This window comes from Vibrio sp. 2130-1, from assembly GCF_033339515.1.
In genome coordinates, this window is the sequence record NZ_JAWOUT010000005.1 from 111,853 (window position 1) to 137,201 (window position 25,349).

Annotated in this window: 20 protein-coding genes; 12 read left to right on the top strand and 8 right to left on the bottom strand. The window is 41.4% G+C overall.

What is annotated here, in order from left to right:
- Positions 1-29: 29 nt before the first annotated feature.
- From R7Q09_RS09175 to R7Q09_RS09190, 4 genes are all read left to right on the top strand, one after another.
- Complete coding sequence (locus R7Q09_RS09175; protein WP_054866169.1) at positions 30-1,907, top strand: propionyl-CoA synthetase; 1,878 nt, start codon at positions 30-32, stop codon at positions 1,905-1,907.
- A 189-nt stretch (positions 1,908-2,096) separates the two neighbouring features.
- Positions 2,097-2,576, top strand: a complete 480-nt coding sequence (locus R7Q09_RS09180) for a GNAT family N-acetyltransferase (RefSeq protein ID WP_005377290.1) — start codon at positions 2,097-2,099, stop codon at positions 2,574-2,576.
- A 191-nt stretch (positions 2,577-2,767) separates the two neighbouring features.
- Positions 2,768-4,099 carry a trypsin-like serine protease gene (locus tag R7Q09_RS09185; RefSeq protein ID WP_248486631.1) on the top strand — a complete coding sequence of 444 codons (1,332 nt, stop codon included), beginning with the start codon at positions 2,768-2,770 and terminating at the stop codon, positions 4,097-4,099.
- Between the two features lie 385 nt (positions 4,100-4,484).
- Positions 4,485-5,930 carry a bifunctional NUDIX hydrolase/phosphatase PAP2 family protein gene (locus R7Q09_RS09190; protein WP_213877667.1) on the top strand — a complete coding sequence of 482 codons (1,446 nt, stop codon included), beginning with the start codon at positions 4,485-4,487 and terminating at the stop codon, positions 5,928-5,930.
- Positions 5,931-6,090: 160 nt separating this feature from the next.
- Here the strand turns inward: R7Q09_RS09190 and R7Q09_RS09195 are convergent, their stop codons facing one another.
- Positions 6,091-6,900 (bottom strand): Cof-type HAD-IIB family hydrolase, encoded by an 810-nt coding sequence (locus R7Q09_RS09195; RefSeq protein ID WP_258657527.1) that lies wholly within the window; start codon positions 6,898-6,900, stop codon positions 6,091-6,093.
- Positions 6,901-7,116: 216 nt separating this feature from the next.
- Between R7Q09_RS09195 and queE the strand changes: the two genes are divergently transcribed.
- The gene (queE, locus tag R7Q09_RS09200; protein ID WP_005377296.1) at positions 7,117-7,767 is read left to right on the top strand and encodes a 7-carboxy-7-deazaguanine synthase QueE; all 651 of its coding nucleotides are present in this window, start codon (positions 7,117-7,119) and stop codon (positions 7,765-7,767) included.
- Positions 7,768-8,075: 308 nt separating this feature from the next.
- Here queE and queC read toward each other — a convergent pair whose 3' ends face one another.
- The 3 genes from queC to eamB all read right to left on the bottom strand — a co-directional run bounded on the left by queC (position 8,076) and on the right by eamB (position 10,031).
- Positions 8,076-8,732, bottom strand: a complete 657-nt coding sequence (gene queC / locus R7Q09_RS09205; protein ID WP_005377298.1) for a 7-cyano-7-deazaguanine synthase QueC — start codon at positions 8,730-8,732, stop codon at positions 8,076-8,078.
- Positions 8,733-8,799: 67 nt separating this feature from the next.
- On the bottom strand, positions 8,800-9,138 hold the full coding sequence (locus R7Q09_RS09210) for a helix-turn-helix domain-containing protein (RefSeq protein ID WP_005388200.1): 339 nt from the start codon (positions 9,136-9,138) through the stop codon (positions 8,800-8,802).
- Positions 9,139-9,446: 308 nt separating this feature from the next.
- Entirely contained in the window at positions 9,447-10,031 is a 585-nt protein-coding gene (gene eamB / locus R7Q09_RS09215) for a cysteine/O-acetylserine transporter (RefSeq protein WP_005388201.1), read from the bottom strand.
- A 112-nt stretch (positions 10,032-10,143) separates the two neighbouring features.
- On the opposite strand from eamB, the gene R7Q09_RS09220 reads away from it, so the two are divergent.
- Positions 10,144-11,043: a LysR family transcriptional regulator gene (locus R7Q09_RS09220; protein WP_025768138.1), complete on the top strand. Its 900-nt coding sequence runs from the start codon at positions 10,144-10,146 to the stop codon at positions 11,041-11,043.
- 1,229 nt (positions 11,044-12,272) lie between these two features.
- Here the strand turns inward: R7Q09_RS09220 and R7Q09_RS09225 are convergent.
- From R7Q09_RS09225 to R7Q09_RS09235, 3 genes are all read right to left on the bottom strand, one after another.
- A complete protein-coding gene (locus R7Q09_RS09225; protein WP_318070757.1) occupies positions 12,273-13,202 on the bottom strand; it encodes a LysR family transcriptional regulator in 930 nt (309 codons plus the stop codon).
- A 145-nt stretch (positions 13,203-13,347) separates the two neighbouring features.
- Positions 13,348-16,488, bottom strand: a complete 3,141-nt coding sequence (locus R7Q09_RS09230) for an efflux RND transporter permease subunit (RefSeq protein ID WP_005377311.1) — start codon at positions 16,486-16,488, stop codon at positions 13,348-13,350.
- 12 nt (positions 16,489-16,500) lie between these two features.
- Complete coding sequence (locus R7Q09_RS09235; RefSeq protein WP_258515497.1) at positions 16,501-17,670, bottom strand: efflux RND transporter periplasmic adaptor subunit; 1,170 nt, start codon at positions 17,668-17,670, stop codon at positions 16,501-16,503.
- 378 nt (positions 17,671-18,048) lie between these two features.
- Here R7Q09_RS09235 and R7Q09_RS09240 point away from each other — a divergent pair, with 378 nt between their 5' ends.
- Positions 18,049-18,972 carry a LysR family transcriptional regulator gene (locus R7Q09_RS09240; RefSeq protein WP_005377321.1) on the top strand — a complete coding sequence of 308 codons (924 nt, stop codon included), beginning with the start codon at positions 18,049-18,051 and terminating at the stop codon, positions 18,970-18,972.
- Between the two features lie 140 nt (positions 18,973-19,112).
- A complete protein-coding gene (locus R7Q09_RS09245) occupies positions 19,113-20,087 on the top strand; it encodes a porin (protein WP_025768142.1) in 975 nt (324 codons plus the stop codon).
- A 610-nt stretch (positions 20,088-20,697) separates the two neighbouring features.
- On the opposite strand, the gene R7Q09_RS09250 is transcribed toward R7Q09_RS09245, so the two are convergent.
- Positions 20,698-21,042, bottom strand: a complete 345-nt coding sequence (locus R7Q09_RS09250; protein ID WP_005377323.1) for a DUF3316 domain-containing protein — start codon at positions 21,040-21,042, stop codon at positions 20,698-20,700.
- A 461-nt stretch (positions 21,043-21,503) separates the two neighbouring features.
- Between R7Q09_RS09250 and R7Q09_RS09255 the strand changes: the two genes are divergently transcribed.
- From R7Q09_RS09255 to R7Q09_RS09270, 4 genes are all read left to right on the top strand, one after another.
- Positions 21,504-22,292 carry a transporter substrate-binding domain-containing protein gene (locus R7Q09_RS09255; RefSeq protein ID WP_005377324.1) on the top strand — a complete coding sequence of 263 codons (789 nt, stop codon included), beginning with the start codon at positions 21,504-21,506 and terminating at the stop codon, positions 22,290-22,292.
- Positions 22,293-22,427: 135 nt separating this feature from the next.
- Positions 22,428-23,375: an amino acid ABC transporter permease gene (locus R7Q09_RS09260; protein WP_054579516.1), complete on the top strand. Its 948-nt coding sequence runs from the start codon at positions 22,428-22,430 to the stop codon at positions 23,373-23,375.
- A 14-nt stretch (positions 23,376-23,389) separates the two neighbouring features.
- Positions 23,390-24,124: an amino acid ABC transporter ATP-binding protein gene (locus R7Q09_RS09265; protein WP_170893395.1), complete on the top strand. Its 735-nt coding sequence runs from the start codon at positions 23,390-23,392 to the stop codon at positions 24,122-24,124.
- Between the two features lie 276 nt (positions 24,125-24,400).
- A complete protein-coding gene (locus R7Q09_RS09270) occupies positions 24,401-25,303 on the top strand; it encodes a homocysteine S-methyltransferase family protein (protein WP_213867138.1) in 903 nt (300 codons plus the stop codon).
- Positions 25,304-25,349 lie beyond the last annotated feature (46 nt).

Consider the following 25,349-nt stretch of genomic DNA (forward strand, 5'->3'; position numbering starts at 1 on the left):
CAATGTCAGGACATACTGGAGGAAGCAATATGTCTTCATACGAAAAAGAATACTTATGGGCGAAGAATGAACCGGAGAGTTTTTGGCGCGCTCAAGCGGAGAATCTCGATTGGTTTGAATCTCCTAAAACTATCTTGAAATCTGATGAAAACGGCATAGAACGTTGGTTTCCAGATGGTGTAATGAATACGTGCTGGTTAGCATTAGATTACCATTGCGAGCAAGGACGCGGTGATAATACTGCACTCATTTATGACTCGCCAGTGACAGGTCGTAAAGCCACGTACACCTATAGCGATCTACGTGACCAAGTAGCAAAAATTGCTGGCATGCTGTCTGCTCAAGGTGTTGAAAAAGGCGACCGAGTCGTTATTTATATGCCGATGATCCCAGAAGCCGCAATGGCGATGCTTGCCTGCGCGCGTTTGGGGGCGATTCATTCCGTAGTATTCGGTGGTTTTGCACCTAATGAGCTTGCTGTACGAATTGAAGATGCAGAGCCGAAAGTGATCATGACGGCGTCGTGCGGGATTGAGATCAACAAAGTCATTCCATACAAACCAATGGTAGACAAAGCCATTATGGACAGCCGTTGGAAGCCTGAGAAAGTGTTTGTTTTCCAACGTCCAGAGTGCGACGCTGAGCTAAACCAAGAAAGAGACTTAGATTGGCAGCGAGAGTACAAACAAGCGCTGCCACATGGTTGTGTTCCGGTGTTAGCAACCGATCCGCTCTACATACTTTATACATCGGGCACGACAGGTAAGCCGAAAGGCGTTGTGCGTGATAACGGTGGCCATGCTGTCGCGATGAAGTACTCCATGAGCGCAATCTATAACATTCCTCAAGATGGCGTCTTTTGGGCGGCATCTGATGTGGGCTGGGTAGTAGGGCACTCTTACATTGTTTACGCTCCACTGATTCACGGTTGCACTACTATCCTATTCGAAGGCAAGCCTGTTCGAACACCGGATCCTGGCGCATTTTGGCGAGTGTGTGATGAATATAAAGTAGATGCGTTGTTCTCTGCACCAACGGCGTTTCGTGCGATTAAGAAAGAGGACCCGGAAGGCGAGCACTTAAAACAGTACGACTTGTCGAATCTGAAAACCATCTTTATGGCGGGAGAACGCCTTGACCCTCCGACACTGGAGTGGGTTCAGAGCAAAGCGGACAAGCCCGTTATTGACCACTGGTGGCAAACCGAGACGGGCTGGGCCATCGCGGGCAACCCGACAGGTGTCGAAATGATGCCAGTTAAAGCTGGTTCTTCGACGAAGCCCATTCCGGGTTATCAGGTTGAGATTCTGAATGAACTTGGAGAGGCTGTCGGGCCTAACCAACAAGGCTTTGTCGCATTAAAACGTCCGCTACCACCAAGTTGTCTGCCAACGGTTTGGCGTAATCATGACCGTTTTGAAACTGGTTATCTTAGCCAATTCCCAGGCTACTACGTGTCAGGTGATGGTGGCTATCTGGATGAAGACGGTTACCTGTTTATTATGGGACGTATTGATGACGTGATTAACGTCGCGGGGCATCGATTGTCGACAGGTGAAATGGAAGAAATAGTAGGAGGCCACCCAGCGATTGCAGAATGTGCGGTGGTTGGTATCCACGATGATCTAAAAGGTCAGCTTCCACTTGGTTTTGTGGTACTGAAAGACGGCGTCAAAGTGGATGAGCTAGACCTTGAAGGTGAGCTTGTTGGCAAAGTGCGTAGTGAGATAGGTGCAGTTGCTTGCTTCAAGCATGCGTTGGTTGTAGACCGTTTACCGAAAACACGTTCAGGTAAAATTTTGCGTCGAACTATACGTCAAATAGCTGATGGTGAAAAATACACCGTTCCGTCAACGATTGATGACCCAAGTAGCTTGAACGAAATTGAGCGAGTGCTACGACGCTGAGAAAAACTCAATTCTAACTAACCCCTGATCCTCGAACTCTGTTGGTTGGTTCTGCCTCTGTACGTTTATTAAGTGCAGGGGCCTTTTTGTTGTTCAAACAGTACAAACGTATCGTGAAAGCATTTGTGACTTGCCAATACGACGTTTTCCTCACAAACTACAGCCATTCCATTTTTAGTGACCCTTTGTATGACCACGTTTGCGATTAAACCTGCGTGTTTTAGCGACCTAGAGTTGCTCAACGATCTTATGTTCGAGCTTCATGATGAGCATCATCTTCAATCTCCTGAGCTTTTCAAAACGGCAGAGGAGATAGAACAAGAAAAAAGCATTGCTCGATATATTGACGACCCTGAGTGCCTTGTTTACGTAGCAAAACAAGGAGATGAAATTATTGGCTTTATCTCTGGTCACTTCTGTGAACTTATTTCTACCGTCAGCCAGCCAGTTATGATGGGAAGTGTGGATGAGCTCTATGTGCTGCCTGAATATCGAAAACAAGGTACGGCGCAGGCATTGATTAATAAAATTGAGTCAACGTTCTCTGATTACGGTGCAAAACAGATGTTTGTTGAAGTATGGCATTTTAACCAGGGCGCAATATCTTTGTATGAAAAACAAGGATTTGCACATCATATCCACTATTTAAGAAAACCGCTGAACGAATAATCGTATTTAACTTTAATATTGTGATTTAGGTTCTATCGAATTGAAATCATTCAGTTCGTCAATAGACTTTTCTCTATAAGTTGCTCGCAATGTTAACAAATTGATATGCACCCACATTGGTATCGGCGTTTTTGTCTGCTTGTTTATTAGTAGCACGAGGATCGTGCTTACAAAAACAAGAGGACAATATTTTGAAACTAACAAAATCGTTACTTGCTTTAGCCGTTTTGCCAATGTTCGCAAGTGCTGATGATTTGTCACAGACGCAAAATCATACTATCCAACCCCAGATCGTAGGCGGAGTAACTGCCGACCCACGTGACTGGAAATTCTACACCCAAATTGTTAGTCGTTATGGTAACCGATCATATTGTGGGGCCAGTTATATCGGGAATGGTTACGTCCTGACTGCTGCACATTGTGTTGAGGGTGATTCTCCGAGTCAGATTGCGGTTAAAATCGGTGGCGTTGTTTATAACGGTAGTGATGGTGTTCGTGCAAACGTCAGTGAGATCCATATGCACCCGGCATATCGCCGCGCGACGCTTTCTCATGACCTCGCGGTATTGAAGCTCGACTCTGTGCCTCAAGGTGTTTCTTCAGTTGAGATTGCGAATGGCAGTCTAACGCAATACGCGAGCATCGGAGATTGGCTTAGTGTTGCTGGCTTAGGGCGAACTTCTGAAGGAGGAAGCTCTCCGTCTCGATTGCAAGAGGTTGACGTCCCACTTGTGTCGGATATGACTTGCCGTCAAGCCGGTGGCAACTACACAACGGTTGGAGAAGTGTCATTCTGTGCGGGTATTCCTCAAGGTGGGATAGATTCTTGTCAGGGAGATAGTGGTGGTCCAATCGTCATTAATCGCAGTGGTGTAATTACTCAACTTGGTGTGGTCAGTTGGGGAATAGGTTGTGCTCGTCCTGGTATGTATGGGGTTTATAGCGATATCGCTGCTATGCGCAATTTTGTCGATGGTGTTATCGGAACAGCAACACCACCAAAAGAAAATGTTTCTGTTGGATACACCACCGAACAGACACTGGCATCATTTAATGTTGGGGAGTTACAGCAACATAGCTTGGTTATCCAGAATTCAGGGAGCACCACGTTCACTGTGGAAAATGTTCGCGCGTTTGCTTCGGGTGTTACTGATGCAGCTGTTATTGCCAATGATCAGTGCTCTCAGGCGACGTTAGCAATGAATGCAAGTTGTCGTGTTGATGTTGAATTTGGTGCTACTCAGAGCGGAGAAGCAAGAGTGGTTTTGAACTTCAACATTGATAAGACCAGCACACAATACCAAGCGTTAGTATCCGCTCAAGCGAAAACGGTGACAACGCCTCCCACAGATAGCTGTACAACTGTATGGCAAGCCAGCTTAGTGTATCTCAAAGGAGATACGGTCACTTGGAATGGTAAAGTTTGGCAAGCGCAGTGGTGGACTCAAGGTGATAATCCAGCAGACTCAGGGCCTTGGGGTGTTTGGCAAAAAGTAGGTGATGCGAATTGCACGTCTAACTAACTATCGGGCCAGTGAATTTGATTCGTTGACCATGAGATAAGATTCATTCTTGGTTTCAACGATCAGTACATAGTTATCATAACTGGGGTTTATTGTTTGCGAATAATAAGCCCTTTTTTATTGTGTCAACTATGAGAACCCACAAAATGTGTATGACTTTGTCCTGACGTTATCTTTATATAACTGGCAGAATTGCGATCAACATTTTATGTTTTGTCTGATTTTTGTCAGGTTTGCATTAAATTATTCTCCAGTGAGCGTTGAGATCAGGTTTTACGCGATCAACTCAGTTTGGCATAACTCGTTACTTAATTTTTGTCGAAAAAGATAAGATTAACTGCCATGATTCATTGGTTATCATTATGTTTATTTAAGGTCATATTTTGTGTTGAGACAGCTGTTATTACTCATCCTTTGTTTTATTTTGTTACCTGTTTCACCGATCTCTACGGCTAAAGCCACTGCGAGCGAAGTTAAAGGAGCGCTCTGTATTGTTCGCGCTGATGACAAGTTAGTGCTCGTTCATGAAGTATTAACGGATAAGATTTCTCTACCTGGCGGAACCATTATTGATGGTGAGTCTCCACAAGTTGCTGCTCAACGAGAAACGTGGGAAGAAACCGGTATAGTGGTTACGGTTGGAGAGGAGCTTGGCAGAACGGACACTGCGGTTTTTTACGACTGTATATCAGACTCTGACATTATCGCTTTTTCTATGAATAATTCTTTAGGTGGAAATGAACTGCCTATTTGGTTTGCCCCTCATTATGGAGTAGAAGTTGCGTCAGCGATGCTGCTTAGCCCATCTGAATTACCATCATCTTTGTATCGTTACCCTGAGCAATGGCCACAAGTCACTCAGTTTTTTGATCAAGCTACCAAGCAATCAGTATCTTATGTGACTCAGCTGATCGAATCCGCGCCTTCATTTCGTCAGGTTGAATTGGCGTGGCTGATAGATTTACAGAGTTGGGTAGGGGCGTTGTCAGAAACGAGTTACGAGGTAGCTAGTCAGATCTCGAAACTGGTTATAGACCTGACAGAACCGACGGTACTACTCTTTCTATTTCCTTTTGCCATGATGTGCTTTGGTAGCCGGTTTGTGTACCGACTCTTTTTTGCAATTAGTGCAACGTCGCTTATGGCGCTTGTCGCTCAACAAGGCTTTTCGCTACCGCGCCCACATGTCTATATACCAATGATGGAGTTAACGCACAGCTTTGGCTTTAGTTTTCCTAGCTTGCCTATCGCTGTGTGGTTTTGTGTGCTGACGTTCTTGTTTCATAGAACCCAGTATTTTGGTTTGAATGGAACAACGGCAGTCTTCGTGTTCATCACTCTTACTGTGGTGTTAGGTAAGTTTTTCCTCGGCAGTGCCTTTATTTTAGATATGTTATTTGGCGCGCTGTTAGGCAGCTTGGTGGCTTGGCATGTTCTTCGATTGGAAACAAATCAAGATGTGGACGTTGATCAAGTTCTAAGCTCAAAAGGCGTCTGGTTCATTATGACTGCGGCAACAGCAGTCATCTCCGTCATCTGGCCACTACCTGTGTTTGGTAGCTGGTTAGCAATTTTAATCACTGCATCAGCGTTGGTCATGACATTTAAAGAGTCGAAAGCACATTTAGATACTCGGCAGATGATCTTTGTGACGCTGGCATTGTTGCTTGTTGATCAACTCTATTTGTACTCGGCTAATATCGTATCGTTTAGCGGTTTGTGGTCATTAGTCTTGTCGACGTTACATTATCCATTATTAATGTTGTTATTTATGCTGCTTGCAAGGAAGCTGACTTGTGAAAACCAACCGAGCAAAACGTTGCTAGATTGATGGCTGTATTTGTTATCTATTAGTATTTGAGTAAAAACAAAGCCTTGCATTACAGCAAGGCTTTTACACGTTTAGTCCACGAACAACGCCGCTTGCCTATCTTGGACGGCTAGGGGTGTTAAACGTAAGAGGCTTAACGCAACAGACATGGCGGAAAGGGCTATGCATTGAGCACGAACTTTTCTATAGCTTTAGCGACACCGTGCTCATCATTACTTGCCGTAATGTAGTCAGCGATTTGCTTGGTTTCTTCCATTGCATTTGCCATCGCGATACCAAGGCCAGCGTATTTCAGCATGTGGTGGTCATTTTCTGCGTCACCCATACAGATAACTTCTTCCGGTTTAATTCCCAGATACTCGGCAATTGCGGCAACACCAATACCTTTGTTGCTCGCAGGGTTAAGAAACTCAAGGAAAAACGGAGCGCTTTGAACAACCGTAAACGCTTCGCGCATTTCAGCTGGCAGTGCTGCTATAACTTCTGTTAGTTTGCTTGGCTCTGCAACCATCATAGCTTTGATGATTGGATGATCGTCTTCTAGTGATTCGAAGTTCATCTCGGTGACATTTAAGCCATTTATCTTTGCTTCAATATCGGTGTAAGGGTTGTGTTCGTTGGTGATTAAACCATGAACTTGACTAAAAGCATGGACGTACGCACCTAGCTCTTCGGCTTTTCGCGCCACCAATTTTGCAGCTTTACCATCTATGATTTGCTGGTGGATGATGTCGTTTGTGCCTACGTTCTTGACCATCGAACCGTTGTAGTAAAGAACAAAATCCCGATCGGAATGGATATTCAGTTCGTTGAGCTTGTCTTGCATTCCTTCTAATGGGCGACCAGAAGCGAGAACGACAGTAACGCCTGCTTCTCGAGCTTTTGCGATCGCTTGTTTGTTTTCTTCAGAAATGGCTTTATCACTATTGAGTAGCGTGCCATCCATATCTAGTGCGATCAGTTTATACATCATTTCTTACCTTAAAGTTTTTTGGGATCTGTCAGTGAAAAAGGCTTGGTTTAACGTTAACCAGAAACCTGCATTCATTACGCTATGAAACTACAAAATGGTCTATTTTAACAATTAATTTTTGGTTTAAATTGACCTAGACACGCGTGTCCATTATGGTCTTCGCCTCGAAATGTTATGAGTTGAGTGAGTTCTGCGTTGTATAAGCTAAATGAGATGTTTGAAACTATCCAAGGGGAAGGGGTTTTCACTGGAGTCCCTGCTGTTTTTGTTCGGCTTCAAGAGTGTCCGGTTGGTTGCTCATGGTGCGATACCAAACAGACGTGGTATGCAGATGAGAATGATCAACGTCAAATAGGCGATATTCTGGTGAAAACGGAAGACTCTCCGACGTGGTGTGTTGCATCTGCCGAGAACATCGTAGAGCAATACCAACAGCAAGGCTTTAATGCTAAGCATATCGTGATTACTGGTGGAGAGCCTTGTATTTATGATCTGCGCCCTTTAACAAAGGCGTTTGAAGATATGGGGTGCCAATGCCAAATTGAAACCAGTGGCACATCAGAAGTGATTACTTCAGAAAATACGTGGGTGACAGTGTCACCAAAAGTGGCAATGAAAGGTAAATTGCCAGTGCTTAATAGCGCGTTAGAGCGAGCAAATGAGATTAAGCATCCAGTCGGCACCCAGAAAGACATCGACCACCTTGATGACCTTTTAGCAAATGCGAACGTAGCGGCCGAGACTATCATTGCACTACAACCAATTAGCCAGAAGCCTCGTGCTACGCAATTGTGTATTGATACGTGCATTGCCCGCAATTGGCGTTTGTCTGTTCAAACTCATAAATATTTGAGTATTGCTTAGACGAGGCTCGTCATCATTCGAAGTGGCTTTTCTATCTAATCCCGGTTTCGCGAGTAATGCCGTTGGTAGCTTTGCTATCGAAACATTGTCGATATATCTAAACAATTTATAGCGTTGTAAAAGCTAAGAAGTGTTGGCTGTTGTGGTGTGGTGCTATCTTTGGTTCGACAATCGTTTCGCATTTAATTGATGCCACCAATCTGGCGGCATCAAAATGAAGCTCTGTTGGCTGGAGTTTCACGATGAGATAAAACGTTTAGAAGCTAACGCAAAAGGTTTTATCCCAGCGCTATTACCGCTAACAAAGACTATTTGCTCGCTAAGTATTCTTCTAAGCCGCTTTGTCGCAGTAGGCACGCTGGGCATTCACCACAGCCTTTACCAACGATTCCGTTGTAACATGTTAAAGTATTGTTTTGGACAAACTCCAACATATTGTGCTTATCAGCTAAAGCCCAGGTCTCGGCTTTAGTAAGCCACATTAAAGGAGTCTTAATATTGAAGGCTTTATCCATACCTAAATTGCAAGAGAGATTTAGAGAGCGAATAAAGTTGTCTCGGCAGTCAGGGTAACCACTAAAGTCTGTTTCGCAGACTCCCGTAATGATGTCTTGAATGCCAAGCTGGTAAGCATGGATACATGCGTAAGTAAGAAAGAGAATGTTTCTCCCTGGAACGAATGTATTGGGTACGTTAGCGTCGCTTAAGTCATTAGATACCGGAATGTTGTCTCTTGTCAGCGAGCTTATCGCTAACTCATTAATTGATTTTACATCCAGGACTTTGTGGCTTTTGATGTTAAGTTGCTTACCTAATTCGATAGCGATATCTATTTCATCTGAATGACGCTGGCCATAATCAAACGTTATAGCATGAACTTCATCATATGTATTTAATGCATCGATTAAGCAGGTCGTAGAGTCCTGCCCACCGGAAAAAACCACAAGTGCTTTTGTTGTAGCCATGTTGAACCCTTAGTTATGCTCTTTGATTCTTTGGTATTGATACGTATTCTTAGGCGTTTAATCCCAATTACGTACTCGACTTCGTGGCGATTGCGTCTGCAATCAGCTGGGCTGTGCTCTCAAGCACTCTTTGCTTGTCATCATTTGACAGCTTGTGGAGATTCACAGCAAGTTCAGCGGTGATTTCATCTTCACAAAAAAAATAGTTTAGAGGCACGTTTAGCTCATCTGCGATAAGTTTGAGCGTTTTTACGTCGGGAGTATGGCGCTCCCTTTCGTATTGATTCATCCTTGCACTTGCAGAACTATCATCCATGCCGATACGGATGCCCAGTGCTTTTTGGGACAGATTCGCTTGTTTACGCGCATGCTTAAGGCGGGCTGGGAGTGGGTTATTAAACAACACTTAAAGTTCATACGAAGGACTTGGATGACTAAGATTATCTTAGTTTTTCTGATTTGTGTATACTAAGTAATACTTAGTTATTACCGAGGTCGCCAAGGCCGTGTATGTATAGCTAAACAAGATTTCGTATCTTTAGGTTGATTAAGTGACGTTGAATCTATTTCTTCAAAAACTGCCGTATGAAGGAGTGGGAGGAGCGAGTAAGGGCACGAGAAACCGCAGCTATTTGTAGAGCAGAATTTGCTCTTCACATAAACGTAGTCGTCTAAGTTGAAGAGCAATATTGTTCTTGATGATCAACTATATACTTAAGTAAATAACTGTGTCGCACAATAGATCAGAGCTGCTGCTAAGCTCATATTTATGACTTTGCCATATCTCTGGAATTGCGATTGAAGTAGCTTTCCTGCAACGGCCCAAACTACGTTGCTAAGGAGTGCGATCAAAGCAAGAATGAGGCTAGTCGCTAAGATCCAGTAGATATTCTGAGTGTGGGGCAGTACGAACGTAGAAATAGAGGTAATTCCATAAAGAATGATTTTCACATTAACGAACTGCAAACCGAAACCTGTTAAGAAACTGATACCTTTAGAATTATCCGATGAAGTTTTGATCTCACTCGTAGCAAGCCCCCAAGCCAACCAAACAATATAAGCTGCTCCAATCCATGTTAGCCAAGGTGTAATCACGGGCAAGAGGCTGATCATGTTATACGTGAAAGCGCCACAAAGTAGCATCAAAACAACATAGCCACAAAACATCCCCGAAATCACTTTTGTAGAGCGTTTTAGTCCATATTGCGTCGCGATGCTGAGCGATAAAATGTTGTTTGGCCCTGGTGTAATTGAAGTAATGATTACGTAAGTAAAAAATGCGGTGTAGATGGCGGTCATCTCTATCTCTCCTGTTTTTACTGCACTATACTTCGCTACAATTGATTAAAAAATTGAATAAATTAAAACTTAGACTTTTAATTTATTGAACTGTTGGTTGTGGAGTCTAGTCATGAATCTAAAACGCTTTCTTACTTTTAAAGCTATTGTTGAAGAAGGATCGTTTCTAAAAGCGTCACAGAAGCTTTATTGCACGCAATCAACCGTCACCTTTCAAATCAAGCAGTTGGAACAAGATCTGTCTTTGCAGCTGTTCGAAAAAATAGGGCGTAAGATGGTTTTGACTCAAGCAGGAGAAAAGATACTGCCTTACGTCTATGAACTGGCGCGAGTGATGGAAAATATTGAGGGAACAGCACAGCAAGAAAACTCGGAGCCGACCGGTGAATTGAAAGTGCTGGTTGCTGAGACTCAACTTGCTTATAAGATGGCTAATGTTTTAAAAGAGTTCAGGATCAGAGCGCCCAATGTCCGACTCTCTCTGCAATCACAAAATTGCTATCAGATTCGAGATGAGTTGATAGCGGATAAAGCTGATTTAGGTGTGTTTTATCGAGTAGGTAATGACGATACGCTCAAGGTCCACGAGTTTGAGCAGGAGCCACTGGTATTGGTTGCTTCACCGCTTTTAAAAGGGCTAGATTTAAAGAAGAGAGAGCAACATATTGATTTAGGGTTTATAAGCAATGGCCCTAAGTGCCTTTTTCGACGGATGTTTGAGAGCATTATTCAGGAGCGTGATATTAGCATCGACAACATGATCGAACTTAGCAGTATTAATACGATCAAAAATTGCGTTGAGAGTAATATTGGTATCTCTTATTTACCTCGTTTTACGGTTGAAAAAGAGTTGCAAGAGGGCAGTTTACAAGAGCTTGAGTTCACCGAATTTTCACAGATGATCAAGCCACTTTGTGCTTATCATGCTGGGAAGTGTGTGACGCCGGCGATGGAAGTCTTTATTGATTGTATGCGTAACGAGTATGAACGGTTTTCTACTCAGAGCCGGTGATCTTTAATATGTTCTATCTGACATAGTTTCGTTTTTACTCCTTTTTACTTTTTAAGTGGCTACTTCTAATTTATTGATTTTTATTGCTTTGTTGTGAATCCGACTGTTGTGGGATGATAAATGGGATCTGATGTGAAGAGCTATTTATTGACGGAAAGAGATAAGATATAAAAACGACGGCGTGTGATAACTAGATTAGATAAGGTTACATAATTAACAGTGTAATAAATGCCATTCTTTATGGATTATTTTCAACGAGACTTAATTGTTACGGTTCGTTATTATTAACTCGTTAACGCATCCATTGCTAGGAAGTTAACTTACGCATATTGTTTTTTTCATCATTTGCAGCAAATATAATTTGCTGCTTTTTTTTAGCCAAAAAAGTTCAAAGCTTGAACTACAAGCTCTGAACTCTTATTTATACTTAGTGATTTTCTACTTTAATAAGTAAAACACCGTTTAAAAGTATCGCGTAACCTAGTAACTCTAAGCTTTCTTCGACCAAGTTTTTCACGTCTCTATTGTATGAGTTCCCCATAAACTCGACCCAAAAATCACCATACCCTGCAAAGCGTGAGAATAAGAAAACAATGAAAAAGCCAATCGTTAATGTCGTGAAGCTAGAATGAGAAATGAAAAATTTGACCTCATTTTTTATGTTAACTATGTTATTAAAACAAAAATAACAGACCGAGACTATTATAATCCAAGCAGGGTACTTCCATGAACCGTGAGAGAAATACTGCTCTATGTGGTAGTCCATTTCTCTAACGAATATAACCATAAAAAATGAAGACATTATTACTAATATGTGTTTGAGTTCAAGATATTCCTTAGATTTATACAAACACATTAACGATGAAAAAAGCACAAATGCTATTTGAGTCATTTCTATAAGAGAGTTCTCCGATGTGCTTTTGTCCATTTGTACGCTAAAATAAATCGTTGCTAACGTATAAATAACCAAAAAAATAAGATAAGATATTTTATATACTAACAAACTAGTGACCGAGGTGTGTTTTTCTTTAATATACATCGTAACTTGTATAGGTGATGGATTTGTTAGTATTATAAACCAAGAATGTTTTATATTTAGTGAATTAAGCGCCATTTAGAATGGAACTTAATTCACCTAACATTAAACTTCGTTGAATCTTAAATTCTTTCTGGTTTAACTTGTTGATTTTATTTGATTTTTTCTGTTAATTTTGGTTAAATAGAATCACCTAGCTTTTATTGAAATGCTTTTCCCATATTGGTGGTATGCCAACTTCTTCTTGAACGATATCAATGAATGCCCTAACCAATGGTGATTGCTGACGGTGTGAGTACATGGCATAAATATCACCAAAATCTTGAGTTTCATATTCTGGTAAAAGTTGGACTAAATTAGAAGACTCTAGGTTTTTAGGAAGCATAAATTGACCTATAAGTGCTGCGCCCAGACCTGACTTTACGCTTTCAATTATTAGCTCAGCTTCATTGACCATGTATGACCCTGATATTGGGTATGTATCTAAACCATCTGATTTTGCTTTGTCGTAGAATTTAAGTTTATCGACAATAAAATTACCATTTGAATAAATAATAAAAGGTAGCTTAACTAAATCATCAGGCGTTTCTGGGTTACCATGTTTTTCAATTAAATTTCGAGAAGCAATGATTGCAGTCGTATTTTTTGCTAATTTTCTTGCTACCATTGATGAATCCCTCATAGGTCCGATTCGAAAAGCAATATCAAAATTACTTCTAATCACGTCTACATGAAGATCATCTAGCATTAGTTCAACACTTGCTTTTGGGTACTTATGTAAAAACTTCTCTATCGAAGGTTGTAGATAGAGTTTTCCAAATAATGTTGAGCTTGAAATTCGTACTTTCCCTGAAGGCTCAGTCTGAAAGTTCTCCGCTATTTGTTGAGTATCATCAAGGAGTTGAGATATTTGGTCTGCTTTTTCAACTATTTGCTGGCCGACTTGTGTTAATGAAAGAGAGCGAGTCGTTCTGTTTAATAGCCTAACGCCTAAGTGCTCTTCTAACTGCTTGATGTGTTTAGACAAAACAGAGCGGTCGATATTCATCCCATCTGCTGCTTTTGCAAAAGATCCAGCTTTAGAGACTTCTAAAAGCAGGTGTAGTTTATTTGCTAAATCCACAATGTTTATCCACGTTAGATATTAGCGTATTAGTTTCATGTATAACTGCTGCTCTGTCTAGAAATTATTAATATACTTAATAACCAAAAGAAAAGGGAGCTATAGCTCCCTTTAGTATGAATTTAAATGAGTATTTATATTATGGTTATAGTGTTTGACGTTTTTTGTTTCGACTCACTAACATGTAAAAAACAGGTGTGAGTAGTAATCCAAATACCGTTACGCCTACCATACCCGAGAATACGGCAATACCCATTGCTTGTCGCATTTCCGCTCCGGCCCCTGTACCAATCATTAATGGAATAACACCAGCGGTAAATGCAATTGATGTCATTAGAATCGGTCGAAGACGTAAACGACATGCTTCCAAAATCGCTGATAAGGTATCTTGGCCATTGTCTTTAAGTTCTTTAGCGAACTCCACCATCAAGATGGCATTTTTACACGCTAGAGCCACAAGGACAATCAAAGCAATTTGTGTGAATATATTGTTGTCACCACCAATGAACCAAACACCTGCTAGTGCAGAAAAAATGGTCATAGGAACGATCAAAATGATAGCGAATGGCAGTTTTAAACTCTCGTACTGCGAAGCTAGCACCATGAAAACTAACAAAACAACAAGTGGGAATATATACACCATCGTGTTACCAGCCAAAATCTGCTGGTAGGTTACATCAGTCCATTCATAAACCATTCCCTCTGCTAGGTTTTGATCCAGTACTTCCTCAATAGCCGTTTGGGCTTGGTCAGAGCTGTAACCAAAAGCAGGACTGCCGTTTAGTTCTGCACTAGGGTAGCCGTTATAGTGCATCACGCGGTCAGGCCCAATCGTGGGTATGATCTCCAGTACAGCGCCGAGAGGAACCATTTGTCCGGCAGCATTTCTTACTTTGTAGTTAAGTATTTGGTCAGGTTCGAGACGATAGTTCATGTCTGCCTGGGCATTCACTTTGTATGTTCTACCAAACATATTGAAGTCATTGACGTACAACGATCCTAAATAAACTTGAAGCGCATCAAAAACCTGCTCTAGAGGAACACCTTGCAGCATCGCTTGTTCACGATCTATTTGGATGTCCATCTGCGGCACTTGTATACGAAATGTGGAATATAATCCCATCAGCTCGGGTCTTGTTGATGCCTCACTTATTACCAAGTTCAATTGCTTGAAGAGCTCATCAAACCCCTTGTTCGCACGGTCTTCGATTTGAAGCTTAAAGCCGCCAGTTGAGCCAAGTCCTTGGATTGGTGGTGGTGGAAAAATCGCAACGAAGGCTTCATCAATGATTGAAAAGCTCTTATTCAAAGATGCAACAATCGCATTTGCTCCGAGAGTTGGATCATTTCGTTTATCGAAGTCCTCAAGCGTAACAAAAACGATGCCACTATTCGGACTGTTAGTAAAACCATTAACCGATAAGCCTGGGAAAGAAATCGTTTGTGCTACGCCAGGTGTTGCCAGCGCGAGGTTTTCCATTTCTTTAATAACGGACTCTGTTCTATCTAAACTTGCTGCATCTGGAAGTTGGGCGATCGCAACTAAATACTGCTTATCTTGTTGAGGAATGAATCCACCAGGAACCGCTTTGAATAGAGAAACCGTTCCCCCGAGTAACGCAATGTATACCACCACAACAACAAGGCTAAAACGAATCAGCTTCTTGACCAGAGCTTGATATTGGTTCGAGCTATACTCAAAAATTCTATTGAATGGCGCAAAAACATACTTACCAAAAACCGCATCCAATAGCTTGGTTAGCCGATCGGGTTTTGCGTTCTTATCTTGTAATAGCAGTGCTGATAAAGCAGGCGATAACGTCAACGAGTTAATTGCTGAAATAATCGTCGAGATCGTAATTGTTAGTGCGAACTGCTTATAAAACTGACCGGATAACCCTGTAATAAAGGTCGTCGGGATGAACACCGCACATAATACTAAAGCAATTGCAATAATTGGCCCGGTAACTTCGGTCATTGCTTGTTTCGTTGCTTCTAGTGGTGCAAGACCATTATGGATGTTCCGTTCCACGTTTTCGACGACGACAATGGCGTCATCGACGACGATGCCTATGGCGAGAACAAGTCCAAACAACGAAAGCGTGTTAATCGATACTCCGAGCATTTGCATTACGGCGAACGTACCGATTAATGAAACAGGCACCGCAATGATAGGGATGATAGACGCGCGCCATGTTTGCAAAAACAAAATGACTACAACAACAACTAGTACAATTGCCTCTAGCAGAGTATGAACCACCGCGTCTATCGATCCACGAACAAAGACGGTCGGGTCGTAGGCTATTTCATATGAAACTCCAGCTGGAAAGGCTGCTTGTAAACGGTCCATGGTTGAACGAACCTGATTAGATAGCTCAATAGCATTAGCACCAGGGCGTTGGAATACGGGCATCGCCACCGCTGGTTTACCATTTAACAAGGCGCGCAGTGCATAAGAGTTTTGACCTAGCTCTACGCGTGCAACGTCTTTAAGACGTGTCAAAGCCCCTGTTTCGTCAACTTTTACTACAATGTCGTTGAATTCATCAATATTCTCCAAGCGGCCTTTTACGTTCAACAAAACTTGGAATTGGTTTTCATTAGCGGCTGGTTGCGCACCTAATGAGCCTGCTGCCACCTGTTGGTTTTGAGATCGGACGGCGGACACAACGTCCATTACGGTTAGATTTCTAGAAGCGAGCTCATCTGGATTTAACCACAAGCGCATTGAGTACTCGTCACCACCGAAAAGGCGCACATCGCCGACGCCTCCGAGCCGAGCTATCTCATCTTTCAAGTTTAAATTAGCGTAGTTAGCTAAATAACTGACTTCACGGCTAGAATCTGGAGAATATATATGCACAACCATAGTGAGATCAGGAGAGGCTTTTTCGGCAACAACTCCTAACCGTTGGACGGCTTCTGGTAATCGGGGCAAAGCTGTAGTGACGCGATTTTGAATTTGAACCTGAGCTTTGTCCAAGTCCGTACCTAAAGCAAAGGTTACGGTCAATGTCATTCTGCCGTCACTGGTTGCCTGTGAAAACATATATAACATGTTTTCTGTACCATTAATTTCTTGCTCCAGAGGCGTAGCAACTGTTTCTGCGATTACTTTTGGGTTCGCACCAGGATAGTTTGCTGTAACTACTACTGTAGGAGGGACAACCTCTGGATATTCACTCACAGGCAACTGTAAAAGTGAAATTGCGCCTACTATTAATATCAATAGCGATAACATAGAGGCAAATATGGGTCTTTGAATAAAAAAGTGTGCAAATTTCATTCGGTTGTCTTCTTAGTCTTGAGCTAAACGTTTATTTGGCAACGATGTTGAGTTTGAAGCCATAATCAATGAGGTGTTGCTAATATCTAGCGTGACATTTTTTGGTGTGATTTTGCTATTTGGGCCAACTTTTGCTGGGCCATTTACCGCAATAATTGAGTCGGCGTTCAAGCCATTCTCGATAGCACGAAATGTTCCGTAACGTTCGCCTAAGGTTACGATGCTGTATTGCAACGTATTCTCTTCATTGAGTGTTAATACAAAGCGGTTTTCTAGATCTGTGCCAATAGAACGCTCTGGAACGAGAACTCGTTCAACTGGTTTGGTTGTTGATATCTGAACTCGGCCAAACGATCCCACTTTTAAGTTTGATTTTGTTGCATCGAATACCGCTCGAACCTGCAAAGTACCGGTGTTTTCGTTGATGGAGTTGTCGACAAAGTCAACGCGTCCAAAAAACACCTGCCCATTTTGTCCAGATAGTTCAAGACGAGTAGGTAAGTTAGAGTCGGCATTGATTGTCGAGAAGTAACGGTTCCAAGTTCGCTCATCGACATCAAAGTATGCATATACCTGATCGTTAGAGACAATGTTTGATATAACGCTTTGATTTGCGTTTACATTGTTTCCTTTAGTAATGAATGCTCTTGAAATAGTGCCGCTAATAGGGGCATATATCTTCGTAAACTCAAGATCTAACTTTGCGGATTCTAACTGAGCACGCAAGGCCATTAGTTCTGCAGAGCGTTGCTTTACTGCGGTATCTCGGGCCTCTGCTTGTTCCGCTGAGATGGCTTTTCGCTTAACCAGTTGAGCGGCTCTCTTTTGTTCGTTTGCTGCTTGCTCTAGCGCAGCTCGAGCACTCTTAACTTGCGCTTCAAGTCGTGAGACCTGAGCTTTGAAGGTTCGATCATCAAGAGTGACGAGTAAGTCGCCTTTGTTGACACTCTGTCCGTCTTTGAACTCTACCGTTTCAATAACTCCGGAAACGCGTGGCATTAAAGAAACTTTCTCTGGTGCTTGAAGCCTTGTTGTAAAGGTGAACCACGATTGAACGGGCTCATAGATGACTTTGGAGACGTCTATCGTAGGTAAGGGAGTATTAGGTTGTTTGGTTATCTCTTCGTCTGCACAAGCAGCTAAAACGGATAAAAGGCCAATGCCGAAAACTTTCTTTAACATTTGTCGCGCCCTAAATGATTCTGTTCATACTAAAAGGAACGGCATTGTATTCATTGTACCTATGGGTAAATAGGCCCTCAGCGAACATAGAGTAGTGATAAAAATGCACGATTAAATATTGGTCAAAATGCTCGCTTTTTGGTTTGAAAAAGGTCAGTTTAGGGTTTTCAAGACGTGGAGTATTGTTAAATGTAATAAGCCATAATAGATAGGAATAACTAAACAGAAGCTAAAGATAGCGACGAAAATTAAAGCTTTTTTAATTCGTGCATTATTTGCAATTCACTGATGCAATTTGAACCATAAAAAATTGAAATTAATTTTGTAAAATCCATTTCCCATCACATAAAGAATAAAAACTAAATAAGGAATTGTGCAGTGGATCTCGCAAGCCAACTTGAATTACTACTGGATGTCTCTGAATACGGAACTTTTGCTAAGGCTGCTGACAGAAATCATATAGATCGTTCAGCTTTGTCAAAACAGATCAAAAAGCTAGAGGATGAATTGGGCTTACGGCTGTTAAACCGTTCCACGCGTTCGCTATCCCTGACTAATGCTGGTGTTGAGATGGTGGCGCAAGCTAAGAAAGTAAGAGAGGTTCTAACTGAAACTCGTAGTATTGCTGCTACATTTCAGGATGAACCGAAAGGTAATCTGAAAATATCAAGCTCCACTTTCTTTGGCAGAGCATACTTAAATCAGGCAGTTAAAGAGTTTATAAAACAGTACCCAAACATTACTGTAGAGCTGCTGCTCGATGATAATCGAGTCGATGTTATCCACGAAGGTTTTGATGTTGTGTTTCGTATCGGACCAATCCGAGAGTCCAACATGATAGTACGTAAGTTGGCAAGCAATAATATGGCACTGGTTGCATCGAAGAGTTTTATTGACAAGTATGGAACCCCGAGCTCTCCAGAAGAGCTTATAAAAATGCCAGCAGTAATATACTCTAATGCTAACTTTAAGGCGGATAAGCTACGTATAGCTCCAAGCCAGTCATCAAGCGACGTTAGAACGTATAATATCAACGGGCAGTACTTCGTGAATGAAACTGAGCTAATGCTCGATGCCGTAAAATCTGATCTAGGGTATGCTTTAATAGGGCAGTTCTTTCTTCAGGAGAGTTTGAGTAAACAAGATCTTGTACAGTTGCTTCCTGATTATAATCTTCCCGCAATAGGGGAAATATATGCAATGTATACTCACCGAAATCAACAACCATTAGCCAAACTGTTCATTGATACTGTTCAAAAAATAATAGGGACGCCTCCTGTTTGGATGGATTATCTCAACTAATATGAGTACTAGGACATAATGTTTTAGATTGAGGGCTTGTTTATATTTATCCATAGAATATGGTTGAATTTGCACTTTAAAAATAATTGCCACTGTTCATAATTTCACTCGATTCAAACAACACAAGTAGTGGTAATTAAATGAAAATGACAAGAACGTCGATCGCAATCGCTGCACTTTTTTCTGCAAGTGCTGCAAATTCAGCCGTAGTTTATGAAGATCAAGAATCAGTATTAAATATTCATGGCCGAGCGCAAGGGATGTATTATTTCTCTGATGATAAAAATGCAGACGGAGATAATAGCTACATTCGTGTAGGACTTGCAGGTGAGTCTAAAATAAATGAAGATCTTTATGCCTTCGGCTTATATGAGTTGGAATTTAAGTCTAATCGCAGAGATGCTGATGGGATTGAAGATGATGAATTTGATATCCGAAAAGGCTATGTAGGAGTTGGTGCAGATTACGGAACAGTAAGTTATGGACGTCAATACGGTGCGGTCACTTTAGTATCTGACTACACGGATATTTTCCCGGAGTTTGGTAATGAAGCTGCTGGCGTAAGTGCGGATCTATATGGTACCGGTCGCTCCGATTCAGTATTTAAGCTAACGACAAGCTATGAAGGTTTGAATATTCATGTTAGCTATCAGGCTGAAAACGATGAAGTGTCAACAGATGCAGCCTCTTATGGTGCGGCGGCGGACTACAAGTTGCCATATGGCTTCAAAGTTGCGCTTGGTTACAACGAAGGTGAAGGGCAATCGGGTGCAGAAGATGCAGAGCTGCTAACGGGTGCTATTGCATTTGAATACGACAAGTTTTATGCCTCTGTTTTATACAGTGATGGTGAAAACTGGGCTAAAGATGGTTCTGAAAGTAATATTGATTACACCGGTATTGAAGCAGTTGCCACTTATGAAATAACAGATAAGCTTTGGGCACTTGTTGGCTATAACAATCTAGAGCGTGATGATGAAGACGTCGTCGATTACTACTCACTAGGTGCAGAGTACGATTTGACTTCTAATTTTAAAGCACTAGCAGAATACAGAATTACAGATGTAGACAATGAAGACGATATTCTTGCAATAGCTGCGAGATATTCATTCTAAAAAATTAATAAATATAAAAAGCCTGAAACTATTTTCAGGCTTTTTTATTTATCGGTGTAATTTTATAAGTGCTGATTTTAATCCATATATAATGGATTATATTGATCGTTACTTGTTAAAGTGTTTTGGATATAATTGTTTTGTTAGCTAGTCCACTGCTAGTTTTCATTTTCATATTTTTTTAATGATGATTTTTTTCTTTGGCAACAAGAAGTATCTTGTTGCCTTTTTTTATTTTTACGTCTTATGGTTAATTAAAACAAAAAGAGTTTTTTATATATTGCTATAAACGAGAAAAATATAACGACAATTGTCAATCTTAGGTTGAGTTAATCTTCATAAAAAAGTGAACTCAATTTCAAGGGTCTTTTTCATTTAAGTGATGTGGAATCCATATGGCGAACCAAGTGAATGATAAAGCGCCAAACGACGAAATGTATCTCAATGAAGATTGGAAAAATTATTTTTATGTAAACGATAGAGGTAGGGATTGATACTGTTTATGTAAGGAGAGAGCGATTTATGAAAAGCCGTCGTTTCAATGTGATTAGACACCTTTACTTTCTTAAAATAGGAAGGGCTCTAAGAAAGTAAAGGTGCAGATGATTTTTTAGTTTTTACCGCCGTCACTTGTTCTGAAGTGATAATCGAAGTTTATGATTGCACGATATTTAACTTCATCACGGTTAAGTGCGTATTCTTCAACTCTCACCTTACTATCATCGATTGCAATATCACGAGGGAAACCGCTTCCAATGATGTTTAGACGATTTCTAAGTTCATGTTTTGATAGCGTTTGGTATTCATCGACAAGATCAAACGCAGAGCTATAAGCGGCATCTTTTGTCGTAAAGTCATTGAGAACAACTTTGTTTGTAGAGTGTTCGACATGAATACCAGCAGTAGCAGATAAACTGAATAATAATAGTGATGAGAGCGTCATTAGTTTTTTCATATAGTCACCTTTTTATTTGTATTACAAAGTCAAGATGTCCAACGAATCCTTGTTAATATCTCTCGACAAAGGTGATAGTGCCATTATAGAAATGTGCTGTACATCACATTTGTGACCATTGACTATGGAAGAATTGTCAACAATAAAACTCAAGCACTTTTGACATTACGGTCAATGTGAAAAAGCGAATATCTGTATGGTTTCGTTAATAATTAAACCACTTTCGGAAACGCTGACTATTCAGTCAAAGCGTATGTTTGTTGTCGTTATAGTGACCTGCCTACAACTTAATCACTTAATGCATGCAATTCAATTGCAATGCCTTGGTATAGATTTTCATTCAGATCTTCCGTCTTAGTGACGATTCTACAAATTCTAGTGATTAAAAAGTCATTATTTGTGGTTTTTTATTCTATTGTCGTGTATAAAAAAACTTTACAACAAATGATAAAGGAATATCCATGAAAAAGTTATTGTGTTTTGCTGCACTGGGGTTAGCTGTTTCGACGACGGTTAATGCAGACCCAATTTTAGACGACATCAAAAGTACAGGGGAGCTAAAAGTCTGCTTTGATTCTGGGTATATGCCTTTTGAAATGACAGCAAAAAATGGGCAGTACATCGGGTTTGATATCGATTTGGGTAAACAAATGGCGCGTGCCATGGATGTTAAGTTTGTGCCGGTGAACACTTCATGGGATGGCATTATCCCAACACTGTTGACTGGTAAGTGTCACATGATTATGGGCGGGATGACGATCACACCTATGCGAAATACTCAGGTGAATTTCGCTGATCCCTATGTGGTTATTGGCCAATCCATTCTCGTAGATCTCAAACATGAAGGTAAAGTGTCTAGTTACCGTGATCTCAATAGTCCAGAATATGTTGTTGCAACTAAGCTTGGGACAACGGGTGAGCAAGCGGTAAAACGATACCTTCCGAAAGCTAAGATAAATCTATACGAAACCCAGTCTGAAGCGGTACTTGAGGTTGCCAACGGAAAGGTAGATGCGTTTGTTTATGACTTTCCTTACAACTCTATTTATGTGGCGGAAAACAAAGGGCAGTTAATGCACTTGGCTAAACCGTTTACTTACGAGCCTTTGGGTTGGGCTGTGCCGCAAGGAAATCCAGATACGCTTAACTTCTTAAACAACTATTTACGTCAAATTAAGGGCGATGGAACTTACGATCGCATTTACGATAAGTGGTTTAACGACGATAAATGGTTAAAGCAAGTTAAGTAATCATTTTGTTATTGTAGAGGAGCGGTTAGCTTCTGGCTCGGTTCATCGCCAACCAAACGGTTCGTGCTGTGAAGCTAACGCTTTTCTTTATTCAAATACCCAACCAACTTTAATCAAAGTCATTCTCGGAATCACATGCAAAATAACTTTAAATCCCTATTGTGGAACGCTGTTTTTGTTCTTGTTTTGCTATCAATTTGCGGTCTTGTCTATCTGTCAGGTAAGCGAATCGATTACAGCTGGAATTGGGAGCGTGTCCTTCCTTATATTGCCACTAACGCTGCTTCATCCATTACCGCGCCTGTCGATGGGAACATCATTCTCGACGAGAATAACCAACTGGCTCTGGAAAGTATTCATGGTGATATTGTTCTTGAACTAAGCCAATATAAGTCTGTCGACGTCTATGAAGGTGATCTTATTTTTGAAGGAGATACCTTAGCAACTATAAAAGAGTGGCGCTCTGGCCCAATTTTAGATGGTGTTGTGACGACCATTAAAATCTCACTCTGGTCACTTATCATTGCTCTAGCGTTGGGCTTAGTTGTCGGACTAATGCGTATATCCAGCAATCTGGCATTAAAAAAGCTGGCGCTTGTGTATGTCGAGGTCATTCGTGGAACGCCTCTTTTAGTACAGATTTTTATCGTTTACTTCTTTATTGGTACTGTGCTTGACCTTGAGCGTTTTACTGCGGGAGTGATAGCGCTCTCCGTGTTTACCGCCGCTTACGTCGCAGAAATTGTGCGGTCAGGAATCCAGTCAATCCCAAGAGGACAAATGGAAGCGGCGCGTTCACTAGGAATGAATTATCCCAAAGCGATGATTTATGTCATTTTACCTCAAGCGTTTAAGCAGACATTACCTCCCTTAGCCGGGCAGTTTATCAACCTGATAAAAGATTCCTCACTTGTCTCCGTGATTTCGATTACTGATCTGACAAAAGCGGGCAGGGAAGTCGTAAGTGGTAGTTTTGCCCCATTTGAAGTTTGGTTTACCGTAGCGGCCCTTTATTTGCTTCTGACTAGTACCTTATCTTGGGCAATACAAACGTTAGAAAAGAAATTGGCAGCAAGTGATTAATGGTGGAGTCATTAATGGAATACATTATTTCAGCAAAAACAATTAATAAAATTTACCCTAATGGCTGCCATGCGCTCAAGGACGTATCGGTAAATGTAGAAAAAGGGGAAGTGATTGTCATCGTAGGACCGTCAGGTTCTGGTAAGTCAACATTCTTACGGACGATCAATCAATTAGAGACAATAAATAGTGGGTCTATTATCGTAGATGGTATCGATATGTACCACAAATCTACGGATATCAATAAACTACGCGCTGATGTGGGCATGGTATTTCAAGGCTTCAACCTTTTTCCACATAAAACGGCGATAGAGAACGTCATGTTGGCACCTTTAAAGGTTTCTAAACGTGACCCTGAATCGGTGAAGAAAGAAGCAAAAGATTTGCTTTATAAAGTCGGTCTATCGGAGAGAATGGATAATTATCCTAATCATTTATCAGGTGGGCAGCAGCAGCGCGTCGCAATCGCTCGTGCGTTAGCAATGAAGCCCAACATTATGTTGTTTGATGAACCCACATCAGCACTAGATCCTGAAATGGTTGGAGAAGTTCTTGATGTGATGAAAGATTTGGCCAAGGACGGAATGACGATGGTCGTGGTTACTCATGAAATGGGTTTCGCAAAAGAGGTCGCTGATAGGGTGTTGTTTATGGAAGATGGTGAGCTTTTGGTTTCTGACTCTCCTGAGCGATTTTTTGATAACCCCACCAACCCTAGATTGCAGAAGTTTTTATCTAAAGTCTTATAATAAAAAGAAAATTTGATTGAGGGCGAGTCCCTCAATCACTTCATGCACTATTGTGGCTCGTAACGTTCGCCTCGCCGAGAGACATAGATAATGGGCTTTTTACTCGAAGTTAATGGCGATAACATTAGCTTGGTCCGAATGAAAGGTCTGGTAAATACTAAAGTGTTTAATCAGCCATTAAGTCTTTGTTCACTTTAAACATAACAATTTCATTTTGAATTGATAAAAATTGTGTTTGAATAGAGCTTATGGATGTTTGGCGGTATGGATGTCTAAATGAAGAAAGTAACAATTTTAGATGGTGGCATGGGGCGAGAGTTGAAACGTATTGGCGCCCCTTTTTCTCAGCCGCTTTGGAGTGCACAAGCGCTAATTGAATCACCACAACATGTAAAAATGGCCCATGAGAATTTCATAGACGCTGGCGCTGAGATTATCACTGTCAACAGTTATGCATGTGTCCCATTTCACTTAGGCGAGGAACTCTATGCAAAACGGGGGACTGACTTAGCAAAATCTGCAGCTAAAATTGCCAGAGATGTAGTCACCAGCTCTAACGGTAGAGTGCTCGTTGCGGGTTCTCTTCCTCCTGTAATGGGGTCTTACAGGCCTGAATTATTCGAGCCGAAAAGGGCACTGGAAGTGGCTTCTGAGTTATTTGAAGCTCAAGATCAATATGTTGATATTTGGTTAGCTGAGACCGTGTCTAGCCTCGCTGAAGTTGAAGTTCTATCAATAATTTTAGCCAAAACAGATAAGCCCAATTATCTTGCTTTCACCTTAATGGATGAGCCTAACTCTTTGCCTCGCCTTCGCTCAGGGGAATCTCTTAAAGTCGCGGTTAATACGCTGTTGAAAACAAATGTTTCAGGTATCTTTTTCAATTGCTCTATTCCTGAAGTTGTCGAGCAAGCGATCATAGATACACAAGCAGTATTGAGTGAGTCAGGTAGAGAATTGACGATAGGTATTTTCGCAAATAGCTTTGCTCCGATAAAGCAAGCGCACCAAGCCAACGAGACCATTCAGGAAGTTCGTCATTTCTCTCCGACTGAATATCTTGAGTATGCTAAAAAGTGGCATGCGCAGGGAGCAAGCATTATTGGTGGTTGCTGTGGGATTGAACCACGTCATATTAAATTGCTAGCGACTTGGAGAGACACTCTCGAAAACGCCTAATTTTGGTGAAGCGCAGGGAAGTATGGCAAGAGGTTTTGTTTTTCAT

Excerpts from the sequence above, each read along its gene's own strand:
- R7Q09_RS09175 (WP_054866169.1), top strand. The coding sequence starts at position 30 with ATGTCTTCATACGAAAAAGAATACTTATGGGCGAAGAATGAACCGGAG.
- R7Q09_RS09180 (WP_005377290.1), top strand. The coding sequence starts at position 2,097 with ATGACCACGTTTGCGATTAAACCTGCGTGTTTTAGCGACCTAGAGTTG.
- R7Q09_RS09195 (WP_258657527.1), bottom strand. The coding sequence starts at position 6,900 with ATGTATAAACTGATCGCACTAGATATGGATGGCACGCTACTCAATAGT.
- queE (WP_005377296.1), top strand. The coding sequence starts at position 7,117 with ATGTTTGAAACTATCCAAGGGGAAGGGGTTTTCACTGGAGTCCCTGCT.
- queC (WP_005377298.1), bottom strand. The coding sequence starts at position 8,732 with ATGGCTACAACAAAAGCACTTGTGGTTTTTTCCGGTGGGCAGGACTCT.
- eamB (WP_005388201.1), bottom strand. The coding sequence starts at position 10,031 with ATGACCGCCATCTACACCGCATTTTTTACTTACGTAATCATTACTTCA.
- R7Q09_RS09220 (WP_025768138.1), top strand. The coding sequence starts at position 10,144 with ATGAATCTAAAACGCTTTCTTACTTTTAAAGCTATTGTTGAAGAAGGA.
- R7Q09_RS09230 (WP_005377311.1), bottom strand. The coding sequence starts at position 16,488 with ATGAAATTTGCACACTTTTTTATTCAAAGACCCATATTTGCCTCTATG.
- R7Q09_RS09235 (WP_258515497.1), bottom strand. The coding sequence starts at position 17,670 with ATGTTAAAGAAAGTTTTCGGCATTGGCCTTTTATCCGTTTTAGCTGCT.
- R7Q09_RS09245 (WP_025768142.1), top strand. The coding sequence starts at position 19,113 with ATGAAAATGACAAGAACGTCGATCGCAATCGCTGCACTTTTTTCTGCA.
- R7Q09_RS09250 (WP_005377323.1), bottom strand. The coding sequence starts at position 21,042 with ATGAAAAAACTAATGACGCTCTCATCACTATTATTATTCAGTTTATCT.
- R7Q09_RS09255 (WP_005377324.1), top strand. The coding sequence starts at position 21,504 with ATGAAAAAGTTATTGTGTTTTGCTGCACTGGGGTTAGCTGTTTCGACG.
- R7Q09_RS09260 (WP_054579516.1), top strand. The coding sequence starts at position 22,428 with ATGCAAAATAACTTTAAATCCCTATTGTGGAACGCTGTTTTTGTTCTT.
- R7Q09_RS09265 (WP_170893395.1), top strand. The coding sequence starts at position 23,390 with ATGGAATACATTATTTCAGCAAAAACAATTAATAAAATTTACCCTAAT.
- R7Q09_RS09270 (WP_213867138.1), top strand. The coding sequence starts at position 24,401 with ATGAAGAAAGTAACAATTTTAGATGGTGGCATGGGGCGAGAGTTGAAA.